Source organism: Sphingomonas sp. CCH15-F11 (assembly GCF_001557005.1).
GTDB lineage: Bacteria > Pseudomonadota > Alphaproteobacteria > Sphingomonadales > Sphingomonadaceae > Sphingomonas.
Genome location: NZ_LSKG01000006.1, coordinates 41128 through 61697 on the forward strand (window position 1 = coordinate 41128; position 20570 = coordinate 61697).

The 20570-nt window shown below is 68.5% G+C and carries 19 protein-coding genes; 6 read left to right on the forward strand and 13 right to left on the reverse strand.

The window, feature by feature from the left end:
- Positions 1-111: 111 nt before the first annotated feature.
- The 4 genes from AX709_RS00990 to AX709_RS01005 all read right to left on the reverse strand — a co-directional run bounded on the left by AX709_RS00990 (position 112) and on the right by AX709_RS01005 (position 4184).
- Positions 112-873, reverse strand: coding sequence for a FadR/GntR family transcriptional regulator (locus AX709_RS00990; RefSeq protein WP_066545813.1), 762 nt, complete (start codon positions 871-873; stop codon positions 112-114).
- Positions 870-2000 (reverse strand): CaiB/BaiF CoA transferase family protein, encoded by a 1131-nt coding sequence (locus AX709_RS00995; RefSeq protein ID WP_066545815.1) that lies wholly within the window; start codon positions 1998-2000, stop codon positions 870-872. Before AX709_RS00995 ends, AX709_RS00990 begins: the two co-directional genes overlap by 4 nt.
- Positions 2001-2006: 6 nt before the next feature.
- Positions 2007-3167, reverse strand: coding sequence for an acetyl-CoA C-acetyltransferase (locus AX709_RS01000; RefSeq protein ID WP_066545816.1), 1161 nt, complete (start codon positions 3165-3167; stop codon positions 2007-2009).
- 102 nt (positions 3168-3269) lie between these two features.
- Complete coding sequence (locus AX709_RS01005; RefSeq protein ID WP_331709692.1) at positions 3270-4184, reverse strand: ROK family protein; 915 nt, start codon at positions 4182-4184, stop codon at positions 3270-3272.
- A gap of 122 nt (positions 4185-4306) precedes the next feature.
- Here AX709_RS01005 and AX709_RS01010 point away from each other — a divergent pair, with 122 nt between their 5' ends.
- Entirely contained in the window at positions 4307-5311 is a 1005-nt protein-coding gene (locus AX709_RS01010) for a LacI family DNA-binding transcriptional regulator (RefSeq protein ID WP_066545817.1), read from the forward strand.
- A 6-nt stretch (positions 5312-5317) separates the two neighbouring features.
- Here AX709_RS01010 and AX709_RS01015 read toward each other — a convergent pair whose 3' ends face one another.
- From AX709_RS01015 to AX709_RS01045, 7 genes are all read right to left on the reverse strand, one after another.
- The gene (locus tag AX709_RS01015) at positions 5318-6442 is read right to left on the reverse strand and encodes a glycoside hydrolase family 68 protein (RefSeq protein WP_066545857.1); all 1125 of its coding nucleotides are present in this window, start codon (positions 6440-6442) and stop codon (positions 5318-5320) included.
- A 35-nt stretch (positions 6443-6477) separates the two neighbouring features.
- A complete protein-coding gene (locus AX709_RS01020; protein ID WP_066545820.1) occupies positions 6478-7818 on the reverse strand; it encodes an MFS transporter in 1341 nt (446 codons plus the stop codon).
- 107 nt (positions 7819-7925) lie between these two features.
- Positions 7926-8378, reverse strand: coding sequence for a MaoC family dehydratase (locus AX709_RS01025; protein ID WP_066545822.1), 453 nt, complete (start codon positions 8376-8378; stop codon positions 7926-7928).
- A 19-nt stretch (positions 8379-8397) separates the two neighbouring features.
- Entirely contained in the window at positions 8398-9360 is a 963-nt protein-coding gene (locus tag AX709_RS01030) for an NAD-dependent epimerase/dehydratase family protein (RefSeq protein ID WP_066545824.1), read from the reverse strand.
- 5 nt (positions 9361-9365) lie between these two features.
- A complete protein-coding gene (locus AX709_RS01035; protein ID WP_066545826.1) occupies positions 9366-9824 on the reverse strand; it encodes a GNAT family N-acetyltransferase in 459 nt (152 codons plus the stop codon).
- A gap of 127 nt (positions 9825-9951) precedes the next feature.
- The gene (locus tag AX709_RS01040) at positions 9952-11889 is read right to left on the reverse strand and encodes an acetyl/propionyl/methylcrotonyl-CoA carboxylase subunit alpha (protein WP_066545828.1); all 1938 of its coding nucleotides are present in this window, start codon (positions 11887-11889) and stop codon (positions 9952-9954) included.
- Complete coding sequence (locus AX709_RS01045; protein ID WP_066545831.1) at positions 11886-12368, reverse strand: hypothetical protein; 483 nt, start codon at positions 12366-12368, stop codon at positions 11886-11888. The genes AX709_RS01040 and AX709_RS01045 overlap by 4 nt, the downstream gene beginning before the upstream one ends.
- A gap of 167 nt (positions 12369-12535) precedes the next feature.
- Between AX709_RS01045 and AX709_RS01050 the strand changes: the two genes are divergently transcribed.
- A complete protein-coding gene (locus tag AX709_RS01050) occupies positions 12536-12961 on the forward strand; it encodes an endonuclease domain-containing protein (RefSeq protein ID WP_066545832.1) in 426 nt (141 codons plus the stop codon).
- Between the two features lie 14 nt (positions 12962-12975).
- On the opposite strand, the gene AX709_RS01055 is transcribed toward AX709_RS01050, so the two are convergent.
- Entirely contained in the window at positions 12976-14754 is a 1779-nt protein-coding gene (locus tag AX709_RS01055) for a carboxyl transferase domain-containing protein (protein ID WP_443026169.1), read from the reverse strand.
- A 16-nt stretch (positions 14755-14770) separates the two neighbouring features.
- Here AX709_RS01055 and AX709_RS01060 point away from each other — a divergent pair, with 16 nt between their 5' ends.
- Both AX709_RS01060 and AX709_RS18450 read left to right on the forward strand, forming a co-directional pair.
- Positions 14771-15118 (forward strand): hypothetical protein, encoded by a 348-nt coding sequence (locus AX709_RS01060; protein ID WP_066545833.1) that lies wholly within the window; start codon positions 14771-14773, stop codon positions 15116-15118.
- Positions 15119-15176: 58 nt separating this feature from the next.
- Entirely contained in the window at positions 15177-15347 is a 171-nt protein-coding gene (locus AX709_RS18450; protein ID WP_156454091.1) for a hypothetical protein, read from the forward strand.
- A gap of 19 nt (positions 15348-15366) precedes the next feature.
- Here the strand turns inward: AX709_RS18450 and AX709_RS01065 are convergent, their stop codons facing one another.
- Positions 15367-16515, reverse strand: a complete 1149-nt coding sequence (locus AX709_RS01065; RefSeq protein WP_066545834.1) for an isovaleryl-CoA dehydrogenase — start codon at positions 16513-16515, stop codon at positions 15367-15369.
- Between the two features lie 270 nt (positions 16516-16785).
- On the opposite strand from AX709_RS01065, the gene AX709_RS01070 reads away from it, so the two are divergent.
- Positions 16786-18657: an ABC-F family ATP-binding cassette domain-containing protein gene (locus tag AX709_RS01070; protein ID WP_066545835.1), complete on the forward strand. Its 1872-nt coding sequence runs from the start codon at positions 16786-16788 to the stop codon at positions 18655-18657.
- Between the two features lie 449 nt (positions 18658-19106).
- Positions 19107-20570, forward strand: a 1464-nt coding sequence (locus AX709_RS01075; protein ID WP_269453967.1) for a M14 family zinc carboxypeptidase, incomplete at its 3' end; no start/stop codon positions are given.

Sequence of the window (20570 nt, forward strand, 5' to 3'; positions counted from 1 at the left end):
TGGGTCGGAAAGCTCCCGCCACGGGGAGCCGAACGTCAGGCGGTCATCAAATCTCCATCGCCGGCCGGTTCGGGCGCGACAGGGCAAGCATGCGGCCGGGGCCGGACATCGTCAAGCCATCGCGTCGGGGCTCAACGGTCGCGCGGCACCCTCGCGGCCCAGCCAGGCGCGGTTGGCATTGGTCAGGTGCAGCCGCCAATGGGCTTCCGCCCCGTCCGCATTGCCCGCCTCGACCAGCTCGATCAGCCGCAGCACCGATTTCAGACCCGACCGGACGTAACGCTGGCGCTCCTCGTCGCCGAGGCGGTGGGTGGCCAGCCATTCGCGCTGATAGGCGCGATATTGCCGCTGCAGGATGTCGGTCATCAGCAACAATGTGCGCTGGCCGCTGACCTCTGCGATCGCGCGATGGAACCGGTCGAGCCCGGCGATGAAGTCGCCATAATGCCCGCCGTCGATCAGCCGGACGAGCCGGCGATATTCGCCGCGCAGCCGCTCGATCGCAGCGGACGCACGCTGCTGGGCGATGGCGCGGACCAGGAAAGGCTCGATCGCCAGCCGCGCGGCATAGGCGTCGCCGATCGTCGCACCGGCCGCCTGCAGCGCATAGCCCGCCTGGCGCGCCACCCCCGCGCTGCCCGGCCGGCGGATCAGCGCGCCGCTGCGCGACCCCCGCATGATGCGCAGGAACCCCTCGCCCTCCAGCACCCGCAGCGCCTCGCGCAATGTCGGGCGCGAGACGCCCAATGTCGCGACCAGCTGCGCCTCGGGCGGTAGCGTGTCGCCGTCCTTCAGCTCGCCCGACAGGATGCGCCGCCGCACCCGCTCGGCGACGAGCTCCGACGCCTTGGGCAGGTAGACGCGCTCGCTCAACCCACCACGCCCGCCGCGCGCAGCCGCGCGATCGCCGCGGCGTCATGGCCCAGCTCGCCCAGGATCGCGTCGCTGTCCGCGCCTGCCGGGCCGGCCCCGCGCGGGGGCGGGGCGGGGGTCACGGCAAAGCGCGGGTGCGGCGCGGGCTGGATCGCGCCGTTGACGGTCGCAAAGGTGCCGCGCGCGATATTGTGGGGATGCGCCGGCGCCTCGGTGAGCGACAGGACCGGCGCGAAGCAGATGTCCGTCCCCTCCATCACCGCGCACCATTCGTCGCGGCTGCGGCTGCGGAAGATGTCGGCGATCCGCGCCTTCAGCTCGGGCCAGGTCGCGGGATTGAGCTGGACGTCGAAGGCGGGATCGTCGGCGATGTCCAATGCCTCGCGCAGCTGGCGGTAAAAAGGCGCTTCGATCGAACCGATCGCGACATATTTGCCGTCCGCGCACGCGAACGTGTCGTAGAAATGCGCGCCGCCGTCGAGCACATTGACGCCGCGTTCGTCGCGCCACCGCCCGCTGGCGTGAAAGGCATAGGTCATCGCGGCGATCAGCGCCGACCCGTCGGACATTGCGGCGTCGACCACCTGCCCCGGCCGGCCCATCCGCACCGCCAGCAGCGCGCTGACCATGCCGAACGCCAGCATCATCGCGCCGCCGCCGAAATCGCCGACATAATTGACCGGCGGCACCGGGTTGTCCCCCGCCGGCCCGACCGTGTGCAGCACGCCCGACAGCGCGATGTAATTGATGTCGTGCCCGGCGGCCTGCGCCAGCGGTCCGTCCTGACCCCATCCGGTCATGCGGCCATAGACCAGCCGAGGATTGTCGCCAGTCAGCGCGTCCGGTCCCAGCCCCAGCCGCTCCATCACGCCGGGGCGGAACCCCTCGATCAGCCCGTCGGCGGTCCCGCACAGCGCGCGGGCGATGTCGCGCCCCTCCGGCGACTTGATGTCGAGGCAGATCGAGCGGCGCGAGCGCGACAGCGCATCGACCGGGTCGAGCCGCGCGCCCGGCCGGTCGATCCGGATCACCTCCGCGCCGTGATCGGCCAGCATCATGCCGCAGAACGGGCCCGGCCCGATGCCGGCGAACTCGATGATGCGGATGCCGTCCAGCGCCCCCGGCATCGCGGCCTACAGCGCCTCGATAATCGTCACATTGGCGACGCCGCCGCCCTCGCACATCGTCTGCAGCCCGTACCGCTTGCCCCGCGCGCGCAGCGCGTGGACCAACGTCGCCATCAGCTTGGTGCCGCTTGCGCCCAGCGGGTGGCCGAGCGCGATCGCGCCGCCATTGACGTTCAGCCGTTCGGGGTCCGCGCCGACATGGCGCAGCCAGGCCAGCGGCACCGGCGCGAACGCTTCGTTGACTTCATACAGGTCGATCTCGTCGATCTTCATGCCGGCGCGCTTCAGCGCCCGGTCGGTCGCGAACAGCGGCTCCTCCAGCATCACCACCGGGTCGCCCGCCGTCACCGTCAGGTTGACGATGCGCGCCAGCGGGGTCAGGCCATGATCCTTCAGCGCCTGTTCGGACACGACCAGCACCGCCGATGATCCGTCGCAGATCTGGCTGGCATTGCCGGCGGTAATCACGCCGCCCTCGGCCAGGGTCTTTAGGCTCGCCAGCCCCTCCAGGCTCGCGTCCGCACGGATGCCCTCGTCGCGGTCATGCATCACCGGCCCTTCGGACGTCTCCACCTCCACCGCGACGATCTCACCGGCGAACGCACCAGCTTCGGTGGCGGCAGCGGCGCGGCGATGGCTCTCCAGCGAATAGGCGTCGAGCATTTCGCGGTCGAAGCCGTATTTGCGCGCGATCATCTCCGCGCCGGTGAACTGGCTGAACCCGCGTACATTGAAACGATCGAGCACCTTTTGCGAAAAGGGCTTGGCCCCGGTTTCGCGCAGCGCGGTCGAGCCCATCGGCACGCGGCTCATGCTTTCGACGCCCGCGGCGATCACCACGTCCTGGGTGCCCGACATCACCGCCTGGGCGGCGAACTGGATCGCCTGCTGGGACGATCCGCACTGACGGTCGATCGACACCGCCGGCACCGATTGCGGCAGCGACGATGCCAGCACCGCATTGCGGCCGATGTGCAGCGCCTGCTCGCCCGCCTGGCCGACACAGCCCATGATGACGTCCTCGATCGCGGCGGGGTCGATCCCGCTGCGTTCGGCGACGGCGGTCAGGATCAGCCCGCCCAGGTCATTGGCATGGATGCCCGACAGGCGTCCGTTGCGTTTGCCGCCGGCGGTGCGCGCGGCGTCGACGATATAGGCTGCGGCCATGGCATCTGCTCCAGCTTCATGGCCCGGCGCGATTCCCGGGCGATTTTCCCGCATTGTGGCACGGCGACGCCGCGCCGCGCCAGCCGCAATCGCATGACCTGTCTAACCAGGTGCGCGTTCATCCAGCGCGATTTGCGCCAGGGCGAGCGCGCCAAGCGGCCCGGCCCGGTCGCCTAGCCCCGCCAGCCGGACCTGCGCATCGATCGTGTCCGCCGTGACGAAGGGCAGATAGCCCGCCAGCTTCGCCAGCATGCCCCGGCGGATCGCCGGCAGCAGCGCGGGCCGGTTCACCGCGACGCCGCCGCCGATCAGGATGCGGTCGGGTGCCAGCGTCTGCATCAGGATCGCGAAACCGCCCGCCAGCGCGTCGGCGACGGGCACCCAAAGGGGATCGTCGTCGGCGATCGCGTCGCCCGGCCGTCCACCCGCGCGCGCAACGATCGCGGGGCCGCTCGCCAGCCCCTCCAGACAATCGCCGTGAAAGGGGCAGACCCCGGCGAAATCGTCGCCTGGAAGGCGACGGACGGCGACATGGCCGGCCTCCGGATGCATTTGTCCGGTCACCGCTCGCCCGTCGGCAATGATGCCCATTCCGATGCCGGTGCCGATCGTGACATAGACCAGATCGCGCGACCCGACCGCCGCGCCCCAGCGTTGCTCGGCCAGCGCCGCGCCGGTGACGTCGGTGTGGATCATCGCGGGCCCGTCGACCATCGCCGCCAGCGGGTCGAGGATCACCGCCCCCGCCCAGCCGGGCTTGGGCGTGGGCAGCATCCGGCCATAATCCGCACGACCCGGCAGCACGCCCACCGGCCCGAAGCTCGCCACGCCCAGTGCGGCGGGCGCATGCGTCGCGCGCCAGCGGCCGAGCGCGGCGGCGAGCGGACCCAGCGTCGCATCGGGCGTCGTGGTCGGCACCGTCACTTGGTCGATGATCCGGTCGCCCTGGCCGATCAGCGCGATCGACTTGGTCCCACCGAGTTCGATGCCGGCCAATACCGGCGCAGTCGTCACCACGCGCAAATCCCCCCTTGCCCCAAAAGGCCACCGCGTCCGCCTAGCAACGCCGCCGGTACGCGTTCAAGCGACGATCGCGCACCGGCCCTTGATCGTTCGTCCGCAAACAGGTCAAAGGGGGCATGACCACGCGGGTGCGCAACATCGCCGATCTTGCCAAGCTGGCCGGGGTGTCCGCCGGAACCGTGTCGCGCGCGCTTGCCAACAAGTCGCTGGTCAACCCCGAAACTCGTGAGCGCATCCAGGCACTGGCACGCGAGCATGAATTCCGTCCCAACCAGATGGCGCGCCGCCTGCGCACGCAGAGCACGCGGATGATCGGCGTCGTCATCCCGCTTGGCCATGAACGGCGCCAGCACCTGTCCGACCCGTTCTTCATGACGATGATCGGTGCGCTGGCGGACGAACTGACCGAAAAGGGTTATGACCTGGTCCTCTCGCGCGTCATCCCGGACGGCGACGACTGGCTCGACCGCATCGTCGATTCGGGGATGCTCGACGGCGTCATCCTGATCGGCCAGTCCAACCAGTTTGCCGTGATCGAACGCGTCGCCGGACGCTATCGCCCGCTCGTCGCATGGGGCTCGCATCTCGACGGCCAGGTGCACTGTTCGATCGGCACCGACAATCGTCACGGCGGCTGGATCGCGGGCCAGCATCTGATCGCCCGCGGGGCGCGGCGGCTGGCCTTTCTGGGCGACGTCGAGGCCCCCGAGTTCCGGTTGCGCTTCGAGGGATTGTGCGACGCAGCCGCCGCCGCCGGACTGGCCGAACCGACGCTGTTCGCCACCCATCTGGCGGTCGAGTTCCAGGAACGCGACCTTCAGACGCACCTGGGCGACATCACGGGCGGCTATGACGGCCTGTTCGCCGCGACCGACATGATTGCGATGGCGACGTTGCGCGTGCTCGCCGACCATGGTGTGCGCGTGCCCGACGATGTCCGCCTGATCGGCTATGACGACCTGCCCATCACCGGCCAGACGGTGCCGCGGCTGTCGACGATCCGCCGGGATATCCGCGAAGGCGCCCAGTTGATGGTGCGCGCGCTGTTCGCGCGGATGGGGGGCCAGGAAACCGCCGCTGTCCAAATGCAGCCGCTGTTGATCCCGCGCGATTCGACCTGATCGCATTCAGGCGATCGTCACGCGGTCGCCGTCGAACGCCAGCGCGAACCAGGGCGCGGCGGTGCCGCCAAACTGCGCGCGCGCCACGCCTGGCGCGTTGGGATCGCGCCCCGCCAGGCCCCACAGGTCGATGAAGCTGATCACGCGATGTTCGGCGGTTACCCACCAGCAATAGGCCTGAAAGGGCTCGGCCACCGGGTTGGCGGCGACCAGCCCGCTGCCATTGACCGGCCGCCACGGTCCGGCCATGCGGTCGGCGACCATTGCATACAGGCCCGTCCGCCCCGGCACGCCCGGCGCGAAACGATGCGCCCAGGTCGACCAGAACAGATAATAGCGCCCCCCCGCCATCACGATGTGCGGACGTTCGAGCTCGCGGTTGACGCCGGTGGCATCGACGATCGGGGGAAGCAGCCGCCAGGCACCCGCATCGCGCGCCGCAATGCCGATCACGCCATCGAACGCCGCCGGGTCGGGTGACGCGGAACCCGTGAACAACAGATATTCCCGGCTGTCAGCGGGATCGCGGAACCATGCGGGGTCGCGAAAGCCCTTGATGCCGCCCGCCTCCGCCTCGTCCTGGACCGCCGCGACATAATGCACGCCGTCAGGACGGATGCTTTCCACCGGCGGGGTCCAGTTGTCGATCATCGCCTCACCGGTATCGTCGTGGAGCCGGCGACGCGTCTCGAACAGCCGCTGTGCGAAGCGCGGGCCCCCGGCGCGATGACCGGCGGCGGTGAAATAGAGCGTGATCATGCCGCCCGCGTCGTCGAGCACGGCGAAGCCCGACCATTCGCGGCTGCCCGGGGAGAAGCCGTCGGGCAACGCGTTGCCCAGGTCGCGCCAGCCGTCGGGTCCGTGGCTGAGCGCGCGAATGCGGGCATGATCGTGGCGCGCGCCCGGATCGGCCATGCGCGGCGCGGCCAGGAAAAACCACAGGCTGCGTCCGTCGCGGACCACCAGCCGCCCGTCGCTATGCTGGAGCTGCCACATGTCCCACAGGTCCATGCCGGGGATCATCGGCTGCACATCGGCCGCGCCGATCAGGGGCAGGTCGGCACCCGATTGCGTCGCGATCCGACGGACATGATCGACGGTCCAGGGCGTGGTCGGGATGACAGGCGGCATGGTGCGTTCCAGCGGCGACGGCACGGACGCGCGGCTCAGGCCGTCTGCATCAGGGGCGCGACATAGCCCGCGCGCCCTTCACGCACCCACAGCACCGCGAACGCGCCGCCCAGCATCAGCACCCCGCCTAGCATGAGGACGTTGCGCGGATCGCCGCCCAGCACCGGACCGTAGAGGAACGGCACGGTGAGCGAGAACAGCATCATGGGGATGACGATCATCATGTTGAAGATACCCATATAAACGCCGGTACGCTCCGGCGGGATCGATCCCGCCAGGATGATGTAGGGGTTGCCCATGATGCTGCCCCAGCCGAGCCCGATGCCGATCGCAGGCAGAAACAGCATCGCCTTCTGCGTGATGTGCGGCAGGGTGAGCATCGCCGCCCCCGCCGCGGTCAGGCAAAGCGCGTGCATGACCCCCGCCCCGAAGCGCCGCGACAGCGGCACCATCGCAAAGGCGGCGACGAAGGCGACGAAATTGTAGAACGCCGCCACTTCGCCGTTGGTCAGGACCGCGCTGCGGAAGCCGTCGGACGTCGCGTCGGCGGTGCCATAGACCGACCGCGCGATCGCGTAGATGACATAGTACCAATAGGCCGCCATCGCATACCATTGGCACAGGCTCATGATCGCGAGCTTGCGCATCGCGACCGGCATGTCGCGGATCGCATCGACGATTTCGGCAAGCGTTGCCGCGACTCCGCCTGGCTGCGCCTGGATCCGCGCGCGCTCGGCTTCGGTCAGCGGCAGTTCGGGGACGCGCCAAACCGACCACAGGATGGTCACGAGCGCCAGCACCGATCCGATCATGAACGCGGCACGCGCGGTGTACGGGATGTTGTGGCTGTCGACCCAGTTCTGATCCATCCCCGCCCAGACCAGCAACGACGGCGTCAGATATGCCAGCATTTGTGCCAGACCGGTAAAGGCTGCCTGAGTCAGGAAACCGATCTGGTGTTGGCTCTGATCGAGGCGGTCTGAAACATAGGCGCGATAGGGCTCCATGGTGATATTGTTGCCGGCATCAAGGATCCACAGCAGCGACACTGCCATCAGCAGGGATGCGCTCAAAGGCATGAAGAACAGCCCGAGCGAGCAGATCACCGCGCCGATCAGAAAATAGGGGGTGCGTCGGCCCCATTTCGATGCGGTGCGATCGCTCATCGCGCCGATGACCGGCTGGACCAGCAACCCCGTGACCGGCCCGGCGAGCAGCAGGAGCGGCAGCGACGCCTCCTCCGCGCCGAGATAGCTGTAGATCGGCGCCATATTGCCCTGCTGGAGCCCGAAGCTGAACTGGAGCCCCAGAAAACCGAGATTCATCTCGAGCACCCGGGGCACCGAAAGTCGCGGTTTGGCAATGGCTTGGTTCATCGACACTGGCTCCTGCCCCGCTCAAGGCCCCGCACGCTCGTGCGCTGTATCGTCTACCCTATCCTGCTCGCTCGCCCACGACAACAATCGATTGCAGTTGATAACGCTCAGCCCGACTTGCGTTTGAGCAACGCGGTGCGCAGGCATTGGCAGACGATCTGGTCCCGCTGGTTCACCAGGACATGGGTAAAGGTGACGATGCCCGCGTCGGGACGCGAGCGGCTGTCGCGCAGCTCGGTCACTTCGGTCTCGGCGCGCATCGTGTCGCCGATGAACACCGGGTGCGGCATGACCAGCTTGTCATAGCCCAGATTGGCGACGAGCGTGCCGAGCGTCGTGTCGCCGACCGACAACCCGACCATCAGCGCGAAGGTGAAGGTGCCGTTGACGAGGATCTGGCCGAACTCACTCGCCCTTGCCGCCTCGACATCCAGGTGGAGCGGCTGGGGATTGTGCGTCATGGTCGAGAACAGGAGGTTGTCGGTCTCCGTCACGGTGCGGCGGATGTCGTGGACGATCCGGTCGCCGACCCGCCATTCGTCGAAATATCTGCCCGCCAAGACGCTCTTCCTTTCCGGTTCAGCCCGCGCGCAACGCCGCCATGCCGGCGGCGCGGTCGACCACCGGCATATAGCCGAGCTCGCGCCGCGCACGCGCATCGTCGAGCGTGCAGTCGCGCGACATCACCATGGCGGCGTGGCGGGTGAGCGGCGGTTCGCCCCTCAGTCCGAACGCACGCCACACGCCCTCGCTCGCCCCGCCGAGCAGGTCGGCAAGCCAGCGCGGAATCGACTTGTCGGGCAGGGTCAGCCCCGCCGACCCCGCCAGCCCGCCGAACATCTCGCGCATCGTCACCGTACCGTCGTCGAGCACGAAATAGGCCGCGCCCGGCGTACCGCGAGTCAGCGCAAGCTCGATCGCATGGGCCAGATTGGCGATGTGGGTAGTCGAGGTGACAGCGCGCCCGCCATTCACCCACACCCAGCTGCCCGCCCGCGCCATTTCGGTCAACGTCGGCAGCAGCGTCGTGTCGCCCGGCCCCCAGATGAGGCGCGGGCGCAGCACGATCGTCGCGAAGCCCGGCGCGTTGGCGGCGCGCACCCGCGCCTCCGCCTGCGCCTTGGTCGCGCAATAGGGATAGGGGGAATCGGGGGCGAGCGGCACGTCCTCGTCAGCGTCGTGCACGTCCTGACCGCGCACGATCGCGGCCTCGGTGCCGATATGGACGAAGCGCGCGACGCTCGCGGCCCTTGCGGCGTCGAGCACCGCCTGGGTGCCGAGCACATTCGCCTTGAACCACGCGTTCTTCGGCCCCCAGGATTCGACGAAGGCGGCGGCGTGAACCACCGCATCGACTCCGGCGAGATGGGCGGGCGCGATCGTCCCGAGGTCGCAACGCACGGGGGTCGCCCCGGTTGCCACGACCTTCGCATCCGACGCGGCCGAGCGCGACATGGCGGATACCCGGTGCCCGGCGGCGACGAGATGGCGCGCGGCCGCCCCGCCCACGAAACCCGAAGCGCCGGTGATGAACACGTGCATGATCGTCAATCCCCGCGCAGGCGCAGCTTGAAGCCGGCATGGCTCTTCACCCAGCCGAGCCGTTCATAAAAGCGATGCGCGTCGGGCCGGGCGAGGTTCGACGTCAATTGCACCATGTAGCAGCCGCGCGCGCGGCATTGATCGACCGCCCAGTCGATCATCGCCGCGCCCAGCCCCTGGCCGCGCAGCGGCTCCGCAATCCGCACCGCCTCGATCTGCCCGCGCCAAGCCCCCCGGAACGACAGGCCGGGGATGAACGTGAGCTGGAGCGTGCCGATGACCGCACCGTCAAGCTCGGCGGCGACCAGCATCTGGTTCGGATCCCGATCGATCGCGTCGAACGCAGCGGCATAGCACGGGTCGGCGGGATCGGTTTCGCGGCCGACCGGCACCGTTTCCTTTGCCAGCAGGGCGAGAATCGCGGGCAGGTCGGCGCGGGTGGCGGGGCGCAGGTGGAGGCTCATTGAAGCCCCACCCCTTCCGGAAAGGCATCGGGGGCGAAGCCTTTCGACAGGCGGGTCGCCAAACGCACTGCCCCACCCCAACCCCTCCCCTGAAGGGGCGGGGCTTTGGCCTGGCGCGCGCCGACGGTCACGCCGCCGCCTCGATCCGCACCAGCACCGCGTCGACCTGAACCTGCGCGCCGGCGGTGGCGTTGAGTTCGGCCACCACCCCGTCGAAGGGCGCGGTCAGCGAATGCTCCATCTTCATCGCTTCGAGGGTGAGCAGCCGCTGGCCCTTGGTGACGCTGGCCCCGGCAGTGACTTCGACAGCGGTGACGCGGCCGGGCATGGGTGCGAGGATCGCGCCGTCGGCCGCTATGCCTGCTGCGACGCCCCGAACGGCGGGCACAGTGAACCGCCATGTTGCACCTTGAAACGTGGCATATACGTCGGCCCCCACCGGCGTCACGATAGGGTAAGCTCGCTGGTCGTAGCTGGTACGGCTATCGACGCGTCCGGTGAACGCTTGCCCCCGGTCCATGAGACGGACCTCTGTATTGATGGGTGCGTTCAAGCGGAAGCCGCGTGCAATCGGCACCTCCGAAGCTTCGACCATCGCCTCGGCAACGGGGTCGAGTAGCCATTGCGGAGGTTCCATCTCGAAGATCACATCTTCGTGGTGAGCATCGATGAAGCCGGTATGCACATCTCCCCTCATAAAGTCGGGGTCAACGAGCAGTGCGTGTAGAAAGGTGGCGTTCGTTTTGAGCGGCCAAATTTCCGCGTTAGCGACGATCTTAGCAAGGCCAAGTGCCGCCGCTCTTCGTTCTGGAGCGTGACAGATTAGTTTGGCGATCATCGGATCATAGAAAGAAGAAACTTCGGCGCCTTCCGCAACGCCCGTCTCGATCCGCCCGGTGCCGGGATAGTCATTCTCAAATTGGACCCCTCTCACTTCGTCCCGCCAGCGGGTTGGGCGGATGAGATTGGTAAGGTGGAACCGTTCCAACCGCCCCACGCTCGGCAAAAACCCCTTCGCCGGGTCCTCCGCATAGAGCCGCGCCTCGATCGCCCAGCCGTTGATGCTCAGCTCCTCCTGCCGCTTCGGCAGCTTCTCGCCGCTGGCCACGCGGAGCTGCCATTCGACTAGGTCGACCCCAGTGATCTCCTCGGTCACCGGATGTTCGACCTGCAGCCGCGTGTTCATTTCCATGAACCAGGTGCGGTCGGCGCGCAGGCCTTCGCTCGCGTCCGCAATGAACTCGATCGTGCCCGCGCCGACATAGTCGACCGCCGTTGCCGCGCGGACGGCGGCGGCGCAGATCGCTTCGCGGGCTTCGGGCGTCATGCCGGGCGCGGGGGCTTCCTCGATCACCTTCTGGTGGCGGCGCTGGAGCGAGCAGTCGCGTTCGAACAGGTGGACGACGTTGCCATGCGTGTCGCCGAACACCTGCACTTCGATATGGCGCGGCGACAGGATGTATTTTTCGATGATGACGCGGTCGTCGCCGAAGCTGGAGGCGGCTTCGCGTTTGCAGCTTGCCAGCGCGTCGGCGAAGTCGGCGCTGGCGTCGACGCGGCGCATCCCCTTGCCGCCGCCGCCCGCCACCGCCTTGATGAGCACGGGATAGCCGATCTTGTCGGCTTCGGCCGCCAGCACTTCGGGCGACTGGTCGTCGCCCAGATAGCCCGGCGTCACCGGCACGCCGGCGTCCGCCATCAACCGCTTGGCGGCGTCCTTCAGCCCCATCGCGCGGATCGAGTGCGGCGTCGCGCCAACCCAGATGAGGCCAGCGGCCGCCACGGCCTCGGCGAACTCGGCATTTTCGGACAGGAAGCCATAGCCGGGGTGGATCGCCTCCGCGCCAGTCGCCTGCGCCGCGGCGATGATCCTGTCGCCGCGCAGATAGCTCTCGCGCGCCGGCGAAGGGCCGATATGGACGGCCTCGTCTGCCTGGCGGACGTGTAGCGCGTTCGCATCGGCATCCGAATAAACCGCGACGGTGCGGATACCCATCGCGCGTGCGGTGCGGATGATGCGGCAGGCGATCTCGCCGCGATTGGCGATGAGCAGCGACTGGATCATGGTTCGGGGCATTCCGTGGTGCGCTGGGTCCAGGTTACGCTTTCGATGCGCCAGCGGCCCTCGGCGCGGGTCAGGCTGTAATGGTTGGTGCCGCAATGATTGCGCTTGCCGTCGATCAGGAAGATGTAGGGCGCCCACACCATCGCCATGTCGCCGTCGATTTCGATCGCCGGGCGGAACTGGCGCTCCTCGACGCGGTCGGTCGATGCCCCGACCATCGCCGCGAACTCGGCAAAGGTGCGGCGGCGCGTCGTGCTGGTGCCATCGGGGGCGATGACGACGCCAGTCGCCGCCGCCTCCGGCCGCGCGGCCTGGGCCAGGATGGTGGGCGCGTCGTGGGTGGCGAGCGCACCGAGCATCCGGTCGATCGGGGCCATCACCGCGGCTTCCTCGGTGCCCGGCGGCGGCAGCGCGGTGCCCGGCGGCAGCGGTGGGCTGGCGGTGGTGGACTGGAGGAGGAGAAAGATGGGAAGGATCATGGGAGGGCCTTCATTGCGGGCGTGAGGGCGTGCGCGGATGGCTTCTCCGCTATCGGGCGAATGTTCACCCTCATCGAGAGAGACGCGGGGAGAAATTTGGCGGGAAATCCTCCCCGAGCTTGTCTCGGGGAGGTGGCAGTGCGAAGCACTGACGGAGGGGCATTGCGATGCTTAAAAATGTTGCGCCCAAGCCCGGAGTAGGCGCGGCCAAACGCGCCAGACAATTCCGGCGTGAGATGTCGTTGCCCGAAGTGCTGTTGTGGCAGGCGCTGCGCACACGGCCGGACGGGATCAAGTTCCGCCGCCAGCATCCCAGTGGGCCCTATGTGCTCGATTTCTTCTGCAGCGATGCGCGGCTGGCGATCGAGGTGGATGGCGAAGCGCATGATCACGGTGAGCGGCCAGCGCGGGACGCCGATCGAGATGCCTGGTTTGCGAATGCCCCGATCTTGACGATGCGGATCGTAGCGCGTGACGTGCTTGGCGACCTGGATGCGGTCGTGAGGGGGATTGTCGCGGCGGCGCGGGCGCGATTGCCCCTCCACCACCCTGCGGGTGGTTCCCCTCCCCGAGGCAAGCTCGGGGAGGAATAGGCGCGCTGTCTTCATCACATCCGGAACACGCCGAAGCCGCGATCCTCCACCGGGGCCGCCAGCGTCGCGGCGAGCGCCAGGCCGAGGACGTCGCGGGTCTGGACGGGGTCGATGATGCCGTCGTCCCACAGCCGGCTGGTGGCGTGCCAGGGATTGCCCTCGTCCTCATAACGCTGGCGGATCGGGGCCTTGAAGGCTTCGGCCTCCTCCGGCGACCATTGGTCCGCGTCGCGGTGAACCGTCGCCAGCACGCTGGCGGCCTGTTCCCCGCCCATCACGCTGATCCGGCTGTTGGGCCAGGTGAACAGGAAGCGCGGGCCATAGGCGCGGCCGCACATGCCGTAATTGCCCGCGCCGAAGCTGCCGCCGATCAGCACGGTCAGCTTGGGCACCGTGGCGGTCGCGACGGCGGTGACGAGCTTCGCGCCGTGCTTGGCGATCCCCTCCGCCTCATATTTGCCGCCGACCATGAAGCCGGAGATGTTCTGGAGGAACAGCAAGGGCACGCCGCGTTGCTGGGCGAGCTGGATGAAGTGCGCGCCCTTGACCGCGCTTTCGCTGAACAGCACGCCGTTGTTGGCGAGGATCGCGACCGGCATCCCCCAGATATGCGCGAAGCCGCAGACCAGCGACGGGCCGTAGAGCGCCTTGAATTCGTGAAACTCGGATGCGTCGACCAGCCGAGCGATCACCTCGTGCACGTCATAGGGCGCGCGGACGTCGGTCGGGATGATGCCGTAGAGCTCTTCGGCCGGATATTTGGGGGGGCGCGGCGCTTGTATCCCGTTCGTGTCGAGCGAAGTCGAGACGCGCTTCTCGACTGCGCTCGAAGCGAACGGGTTGGGAGATCGGGCGAAGGGACCGGCCAAGTGGCTGACGATATCGCGTACGATGGTCAGCGCATGCGCGTCATTCTCGGCGACATGATCGACCACGCCCGACTTGCGGCCGTGCAGGTCGCCGCCGCCCAGATCCTCGGCGCTGATCTCCTCGCCGGTCGCGGCCTTGACCAGTGGGGGGCCGGCGAGGAAGATCGTGCCTTGATTGCGCACGATCACGCTTTCGTCGGACATGGCGGGGACGTACGCACCGCCGGCGGTGCAGCTGCCCATGACGCACGCGATCTGGGGAATGCCGCGCGCGGACATGTTCGCCTGGTTGAAGAAGATGCGGCCGAAATGGTCGCGGTCGGGAAAAACATCGGCCTGGTGCGGCAGATTCGCGCCGCCCGAATCGACCAGGTAGATGCACGGCAAGCGGTTCTCGATCGCGATTTCCTGGGCGCGCAGATGCTTTTTCACCGTCATCGGGAAATAGGTGCCGCCCTTCACCGTCGCGTCGTTGGCGAGGATCATCACCTGCCGGCCCGACACCCGGCCGATACCAGCGATCAGCCCCGCGCCGGGGACTTCGCCGTCGTAAAGGTCGAAGGCAGCGAGCTGGCCGATCTCGAGAAAGGGCGAGCCGGGATCGAGCAGCCGTTCGACCCGGTCGCGGGGCAGCAGCTTGCCGCGCGCGACATGCCTGGCGCGGGCGCTCTCGCTGCCGCCGAGCGCGGCCTGCGCGACATCGGCGCGGAGCTTCTCCGCCAGCGCACGATTATGTGCGGCGTTGGCGGCAAAGGCCGCATCATTTGCGGCAATCCGGGTTTCGAGCACCGGCGCGCTCATCATGGCATCCCCTGTCGTTTTGACGCTGACTAGCTGGCGCGCCGGCGCATGGGAAGCCCGCCGCATCGCTGCCGATTGCGTACCGTACCGACCCGGGCTAGAGAAATGTAGCAAGTGCCACATTTCTGGGGAAACGAGGATGGCCCTGTTCCGGTTGTTGCTGCTGGCGATGCTGGCGGTGATCCTGGTCTATACCGGTTGGGTCGGCGCAACGCATGGCTGGAATCTGATCCCCCAGTTCTTCGCCGCGATCGCGCGGATGGATTGGCAGGGACAGTTCAACCTCGACTTTCTGGGCATGTTGACGCTGTCGGCGATCTGGACCGCGTGGCGCAACCGGTTCGGCGCGCGCGGGCTGGGGCTGGCGGCGCTTGCCTTCTTCTTCGGCACGCCGTTCCTGGCCATCTATCTGACGGTGCTGATCGCACGCCACCGCGGCGACATGGTCACCGTGCTGCTGGGCGACGCGCGCGCGGCCGCGGCCTGAGACGGGATGCGGACGGACGCCGCCGCGCCGCAACTCAACGCGCTACCGGCGGATCAAAATGCACCAGTTCCAGCTTCAGCCCGTCGGGATCGGCAAAGAACAGCGCGTAATAGCCCGGGCCATAGCGCGGATAGTCTATCGGCGGGTCGAGAATGACGGCGTCGATCGAAACCAGCAGCCGGTGGAGCCGGTCGACTTCCTCCCGCTGTCGCTGGCCCAGGCGAGATGATGCAGGAGGCCGGTGATGGTCATCCGCCCCCGATCAGCTCGCGACCGATCAGCATCCGGCGGATTTCGTTGGTGCCTGCGCCGATATCGAGCAGCTTGGCGTCGCGCATGTAGCGTTCCACCGGCCAGTCGCGGGTATAGCCCGCCCCGCCCAGCGCCTGGATCGCCTCCAGGCTGACCTTCACCGCATTCTCGCTGGCGAGCAGGATCGCGCCGGCGGCGTCGAAGCGCGTCGTGCGGCCCGCGTCGCAGGCGCGCGCGACTGCATAGACATAGGCACGTGCCGAATTGAGCGCGACATACATGTCGGCGACCTTGGCCTGGATCAGCTGGAAACTGCCGATCGGTGCCCCGAACTGCTTGCGCTCGCGGACATAGGGGATGACGACGTCCAGGCACGCCTGCATGATGCCGAGCTGGATGCCGGCGAGCACCGCGCGCTCATAGTCGAGGCCGCTCATCAGCACGCCGACCCCGCCATTTTCGGGGCCCATCACATTCTCGTCGGGCACTTCGCAATCGGTGAAGACCAATTCGGCGGTCGGCGATCCGCGCATGCCCAGCTTGTCGATCTTCTGTCCGATCGCAAAGCCGGCCATGTCCTTTTCGATCAGGAAGGTGGTGATGCCGCGCGACCCCTCCCCGGTCTTGGCATAGACGACCAGCGTGTCGGCATAGGCGGCGTTGGTGATCCAGAATTTGGTGCCGTTGAGCACCCAGCCGCCCTGGACGCGATCGGCCTTGAGCTTCATCGACACGACATCGGAGCCGGCATTGGCCTCCGACATCGCCAGGCTGCCGACATGCTCGCCCGACAGCAGCTTGGGCAGGTATTTCGCCTTCTGCTCGGGGTTCGCCCAGCGCGCGATCTGGTTGATGCACAGGTTGGAATGCGCGCCGTAGCTCAAGCCCACCGAAGCCGACGCGCGGCTGACTTCCTCGCACGCGATAACATGTTCGAGATAGCCGAGCCCGAGCCCGCCATCCGCCTCCGCCACGGTGATGCCGTGCAGGCCGAGCGCGCCCATTTCGGGCCAAAGATCGCGGGGAAACCAGTCCTCCGCGTCGATGCGCTGCGCGAGCGGTGCGATACGGTCGGTGGCGAAACGCTGCGTCGTGTCGCGGATCATGTCCGCGGTTTCGCCCAGCGCGAAGTCAAAGCTCGACATCTCTCATCCTCGGTTCTGGTGTTGGCGATCGTTTAGCCGATCCCGGCGGCATTGGAAGGTTGAAGGTCGCGGACGGCCGGCGCTTTCGCGATCATGGCGCGGGTGCCGCCCGGCGCAGATGCAGGATCCGTCATCACCGTTGCACATGGACCCCGGGTCAGGCCCGGGGTGCCGGGGTGGTGTTGCATGTAAACCCGTCATGCCGGGCGGGGACCGGCACTTACGCGCGGGGTGGCTAAACTGGGCCGGGCCGGGCTATGGCGCGCGGACATGCTGAACCTGACCGACATCACCGTACGCCTGGGCGGACGCACCATCCTGGACCGCGCGAGCGCGAGCCTGCCGCCGGGGCGGCGAATCGGCCTGATCGGGCGCAACGGCGCGGGCAAGACGACGCTGGTGCGGGTCATCGCCGGGATGCTGGAGCCCGATACCGGCAGCGTCGATCGCCCGCGCGGCAGCCGCATCGGCTATATCGCGCAGGAAGCGCCCGGCGGCGACGCGACCCCGATCGAAACGGTGCTCGCCGCCGATACCGAGCGCGCGGCGCTGCTGGCCGAAGCCGAGCATCCCGACAGCATCGACCGGCTGGGCGAGATCCACGAACGGCTGAACGCGATCGACGCGCATTCCGCCCCCGCGCGCGCCGCCCGCATCCTGGTCGGGCTGGGGTTCGACGAGGACGCGCAGAACCGGCCGCTGGAAAGCTTTTCGGGCGGTTGGCGGATGCGCGTCGCACTCGCCGCGCTGCTGTTTTCCGCGCCCGACCTGCTGCTGCTCGACGAACCGTCCAACCACCTCGACCTGGAGGCGGTGATGTGGCTCGAATCCTTCCTGAAATCCTATCCGGCGACGATCCTGCTGATCAGCCACGAGCGCGATTTCCTGAACAATGTCGTCGACCACATTCTGCATCTGGAGCGCGGCAAGCTGACGCTCTATCCCGGCGGTTATGACGCGTTCGAGCGCCAGCGCGCCGAGCGCCAGGCGCAGATCGCGTCGGCGCGCGCCAAGCAGCAGGCCGAGCGCGAGAAGCTGCAGGACTATATCGCCCGCAATTCGGCACGCGCGTCGACCGCGAAACAGGCACAGTCGCGTGCCAAGGCGCTGGCGCGAATGCAGCCGATCGCCGAGCTGGTCGACGACCCCTCGCTCAGCTTCGACTTTCCCAGCCCCGACGAACTGCGCCCGCCGCTGATCACGCTCGACACCGCGACGGTCGGCTATGGCGCGACGCCGATCCTGCAGCGGCTGAACCTGCGCATCGACCCCGATGACCGCATCGCGTTGTTGGGCCGCAACGGCAACGGCAAGACGACGCTCGCGCGCCTGCTCGCCGCACAGCTCGCGCCGATGGACGGGGCGATGAACGCCAGCGGCAAGATGAAGGTCGGCTACTTCACCCAATATCAGGTCGAGGAGCTCGACCGCAGCGAGACCCCGCTCCAGCACATGACGGTGGCGATGCCAGGCGCGAGCCAGGGCGCGGTGCGCGCGCAGCTCGGCCGCTTCGGCTTTGCCGGACAGAAGGCCACGACCGAGGTCGGCCGGCTGTCGGGCGGCGAGCGAGCGCGGCTGGCGCTGGCGCTGATCACGCGGGATGCGCCGCACCTGTTGATCCTCGACGAGCCGACCAACCACCTGGACGTCGACGCGCGCGAGGCGCTGATCCAGGCGCTCGCCGCCTATGACGGCGCGATGGTGATCGTCAGCCACGACCGCCACATGCTGGAGATGACCGCGGATCGGCTGGTGCTCGTCGACGGCGGCACCGCGCGCGAATTCGACGGTTCGATCGACGATTACATCGCCTTCGTGCTGGAAAAGGACGGCGCGGGGCCGACGCGGGGTGGATCGAAGATCGACCGCAAGGAAGCCCGCCGCGCCGCCGCCGAAGCGCGCGAACAGGGCAATGCGCTGAAGAAGCGCGCGCGCGAGGCGGAGGCCGAGCTGGCCCGGCTGACCGAACGGCGGGGCGCGATCGACCGCGCGATGTTCGATCCGTCGACCGCGGCGCCCGAGCTTGCAAAGCTGACCATGACCGAACTGATGAAGCGCCGCGCCGACGTGGAGGCACAGATCGAAGCCGCCGAGGCGGCGTGGCTGGCGGCGAGCGAGGCGCTGGAGGGCATCGCGGCCTGAGTTGCGGGGCAGGGATTGGCGGCGCTCGATTTGGCCGGCCACCCCGCACCTTTCACCGCCCCACCCCACGGCACGCGCAAATGTGGGATTGTGGCGGCGGTCCGCGCCACCCTGTCGCGGGTCCGACCCGGCGGCACGGCGGACCCCGGCACGGGACCGGGGTGACGGGGCTTTTGGTTGCGAGAGCCCCGAACCGCCCACACGGGGCCGTCACCCCGGACCTGTTCCGGGGTCCACCTGTCCGCACGCGCAAATGTGGGATCGTGGCGGCGGCCTGCGCTACCCTGTCGCACGCCCGACCCGGCGGCACGGCGGACTCCGGCTCGCGGCCAGGGTGACGGGGCTTTTGGCCATCGGGGTCGCGGGCCGAGCGGCTTAGCCCCTTGCCACCCCCCGCGCGCAGGCTAGGTTTGCGCGGACACGGAACCGGGTTCAGACGGGGGATATCGATGCGAACGGGCAATTGGGCGCTGGCGCGGCTTGCGCGCGCGGGCGTGGCGCTCATGCTGGCGATCACCGCGGCGGGCCTGGCTGGGCCGGCGCGGGCGCAAGGGCTGCTCGACATCGCCTATGACCCCGCGGTGCCGACGCTGGAGCAGGTGGTCGGCCACCCGACCGGCGCGGCGATCACCCGGCCCGAGGACATCGTCCGCTATCTGGAGGCGCTGGAAAAGGCCGCGCCCGAGCGGGTGCGGATCGTGCGCTATGCCCGTTCCTGGCAGGGCCGGCCGCTGATCTATGCCGTCATCGCCGCCCCGGCGACGATCGCGCGGCTGGACGCGGTCAAGCAGGACGTCGCGCGGCTGAGCGCGGGCGCGGCGCTGAGCCCCGCCGAGACGCGTGCGCTGATCGACCGCACGCCGGCGGTCGCCTGGCTCGGCTTCGGCATCCATGGCGACGAGATCACGCCCCCCGACAGCGCGCTGGCGCTGGCCTATCACCTGCTCGCCGCGCGCGGCGATCCGTTGGTCGATCGCATCCTGGCCGAGACCGTCGTCATCATCGATCCCGCGCAGAACCCCGACGGGCGCACGCGCTTCGTCCACAGCTTCTCCGAAGCGCTGGGGCTGGCGCCGCAACCCGACCGCTATACCGCCGAACACAACCAGCCCTGGCCCGGCGGCCGGTTCAACCATTATCTGTTCGACATGAACCGCGACTGGTTTTCGGCGACCCAGCCGGAAACGCGCGGGCGCGTCGCGGCATTTCGCGAATGGAACCCGGTGGTCTTCGTCGATTCACACGAAATGGGCGGCGACAGCACCTATTATTTCGCGCCCGCGGCCGACCCCTACAATCCGCTGATCGCGCAGAGCCAGCGCCGGACCCAGGAGCTGTTCGGGCGCAATCGCGGCGCGTGGTTCGACCGGCTGGGCATCCCCTATTTCACGCGCGAGGTCTATGACGCCTTCTACCCCGGCTATGGCGACATGTGGCCGACGCTCAACGGGTCGATCGCCACCACCTTTGAACAAGGGTCGCCGCGCGGGCTGGTGTTTGAACGACGCAACGGCGAATTGCTCAGCTATCGCGACGGGGTGTTCAACAACTTCGTCGCCGCGCTCGCGACGCTGGAGACGCTGGCGGGCAATCGCGACCGGCTGCTGAACGAATATGCCGCCTATCGCCGCGCCGCGGTGGAGGAAGGCGCGCGCGCCGGCGATCGTTATTACGTGTTCGACCGCGCGGTGCGCCGCGGTCAGGCCGAGCGGCTGGCGGCGACGCTGGCCGCCCAGGGCATCGCGGTCAGCCGCCTGCCCGCCGGCACCGCGTGCGGGCGCAACTATCCCCAGGGGATGCTGGTCGTCGACAAGGCGCAACCGACTGGGCGACTCGCCCGCGCGCTGCTCGACCGCAACGTCGCGCCCGCCAGGTCGACGCCGCGGCACGACGTGATCGCCACCCCCTCCATC

Excerpts from the sequence above, each read along its gene's own strand:
- AX709_RS00995 (WP_066545815.1), bottom strand. The coding sequence starts at position 2,000 with ATGCCGGGGGCGCTGGACGGCATCCGCATCATCGAGTTCGCCGGCATC.
- AX709_RS01000 (WP_066545816.1), bottom strand. The coding sequence starts at position 3,167 with ATGGCCGCAGCCTATATCGTCGACGCCGCGCGCACCGCCGGCGGCAAA.
- AX709_RS01010 (WP_066545817.1), top strand. The coding sequence starts at position 4,307 with ATGACCACGCGGGTGCGCAACATCGCCGATCTTGCCAAGCTGGCCGGG.
- AX709_RS01015 (WP_066545857.1), bottom strand. The coding sequence starts at position 6,442 with ATGCCGCCTGTCATCCCGACCACGCCCTGGACCGTCGATCATGTCCGT.
- AX709_RS01020 (WP_066545820.1), bottom strand. The coding sequence starts at position 7,818 with ATGAACCAAGCCATTGCCAAACCGCGACTTTCGGTGCCCCGGGTGCTC.
- AX709_RS01030 (WP_066545824.1), bottom strand. The coding sequence starts at position 9,360 with ATGCACGTGTTCATCACCGGCGCTTCGGGTTTCGTGGGCGGGGCGGCC.
- AX709_RS01035 (WP_066545826.1), bottom strand. The coding sequence starts at position 9,824 with ATGAGCCTCCACCTGCGCCCCGCCACCCGCGCCGACCTGCCCGCGATT.
- AX709_RS01040 (WP_066545828.1), bottom strand. The coding sequence starts at position 11,889 with ATGATCCAGTCGCTGCTCATCGCCAATCGCGGCGAGATCGCCTGCCGC.
- AX709_RS01045 (WP_066545831.1), bottom strand. The coding sequence starts at position 12,368 with ATGATCCTTCCCATCTTTCTCCTCCTCCAGTCCACCACCGCCAGCCCA.
- AX709_RS01050 (WP_066545832.1), top strand. The coding sequence starts at position 12,536 with ATGCTTAAAAATGTTGCGCCCAAGCCCGGAGTAGGCGCGGCCAAACGC.
- AX709_RS01055 (WP_443026169.1), bottom strand. The coding sequence starts at position 14,754 with ATGTGGCACTTGCTACATTTCTCTAGCCCGGGTCGGTACGGTACGCAA.
- AX709_RS01060 (WP_066545833.1), top strand. The coding sequence starts at position 14,771 with ATGGCCCTGTTCCGGTTGTTGCTGCTGGCGATGCTGGCGGTGATCCTG.
- AX709_RS18450 (WP_156454091.1), top strand. The coding sequence starts at position 15,177 with ATGCACCAGTTCCAGCTTCAGCCCGTCGGGATCGGCAAAGAACAGCGC.
- AX709_RS01065 (WP_066545834.1), bottom strand. The coding sequence starts at position 16,515 with ATGTCGAGCTTTGACTTCGCGCTGGGCGAAACCGCGGACATGATCCGC.
- AX709_RS01070 (WP_066545835.1), top strand. The coding sequence starts at position 16,786 with ATGCTGAACCTGACCGACATCACCGTACGCCTGGGCGGACGCACCATC.